We start from the raw sequence: 1,147 nt of genomic DNA on the forward strand, positions 1-1,147 counted from the left end.
TGATGAGAAAGATCGCCGTATCGAACATCTGACGCTGACCGGAACGGGGCTTGCCGCCTATCGCGAGATGGTGCCGCTGGCGAAGGCGTTCGAACGGGATTTGCTGGCAAGGCTCAGCGCTGAAGAGCGCACGGCGATCACCAGCGGACTGGCTGCATTGGAGACCAGTCTGGTCCCGAGCAAGAGTTAGTCCAAGATCAAGCCAATCACTCTGAACGACGGAGTTCGAGCGAGACTGCGTGGAAACTCCCGAAGCATAGCATTGCTTTCGATTTAATCGTTATTTGCGTTGTCAGGCCGCGTATAATGCCCATCATACCGACAGGAGGACTACGATGAGCATTCGCACATTAAGTGTCCTGGTGACGCTGCTTGTAGGCACCTGCACATTTGCGCAGGCGCAGCAGACAAAGCCGATGTCGATCGAAGTGTTCCCTTTCGAATTGGAGGACAAGAGCGCCGGGGCGGGAATAATTCCCCCGGATGAATATGACAGGCGCTATCTGTCGGAATCAGCACAAGTTGCTAAGGACATGCTCTCCCAGTCTGGGCGTTTTACAGTAATTGATGTGCCGGCGAGGGATACACAGGCCACGGCGCCGCACGGATTGCGCAACTGCGCTGGTTGTGAAGGCCCGATTGCCAAGGAGCACGGCGCGTCGCTTGCCTTGCTTGGCGTCGTAACGCGCGTCAACCGAACAGAACATACTATGTTCATTCGCATCCTTGACGCCGAAACCGGGAAACATGTTTCGGAGGGGTTTACCGATCTTCGCATGGGTGCGAACTACGCGTGGCCCCGCTCCGTGAAATGGCTGATGAAAAACAGAATTCTGCGTTAGGGCGGCATCTACCAATCCATCACCACCTTGCCGGAACTGCCGCTGCGCATTGCATCGAAGCCGGCTTGGAAATCGTCGATGCCGATGCGGTGCGTGATAAGCCCGGAAACATCCAGCGGCCCCTGCACCAGCGCGATCATCTTGTACCAGGTCTCGAACATCTCGCGGCCATAGATGCCCTTGAGATGCAGCATCTTGAAGATGACCTTGTTCCAGTCGATCTCGAATCCGGTCGGGGCGATGCCCAGAATGGCGATCTTGCCGCCGTTGTTCATGGTGTCGATCATGTCGCGGAAGGCGGGGGC

1 protein-coding gene and 2 pseudogenes are annotated in these 1,147 nt (G+C 56.6%); 2 read left to right on the forward strand and 1 reads right to left on the reverse strand.

What is annotated here, in order from left to right; genetic code table 11:
* Together EN969_RS32115 and EN969_RS32120 are read left to right on the forward strand one after the other, a co-directional pair.
* A pseudogene (locus EN969_RS32115) lies at window positions 1-190 on the forward strand (MarR family transcriptional regulator); the annotation flags it as partial.
* A gap of 145 nt (window positions 191-335) precedes the next feature.
* Window positions 336-842, forward strand: a complete 507-nt coding sequence (locus EN969_RS32120; RefSeq protein WP_063167736.1) for a DUF2380 domain-containing protein — start codon at window positions 336-338, stop codon at window positions 840-842.
* Window positions 843-850: 8 nt separating this feature from the next.
* On the opposite strand, the pseudogene tdh reads toward EN969_RS32120, so the two are convergent.
* Window positions 851-1,147, reverse strand: a pseudogene (gene tdh, locus EN969_RS32125) (L-threonine 3-dehydrogenase); the annotation flags it as partial.

Source organism: Mesorhizobium sp. M7A.F.Ca.CA.003.01.2.1 (assembly GCF_003998945.1).
Classification (GTDB): Bacteria; Pseudomonadota; Alphaproteobacteria; order Rhizobiales; family Rhizobiaceae; genus Mesorhizobium; species Mesorhizobium ciceri.

Coding starts and splice junctions, on each gene's coding strand:
- EN969_RS32120 (WP_063167736.1), top strand. CDS start 336: ATGAGCATTCGCACATTAAGTGTCCTGGTGACGCTGCTTGTAGGCACC.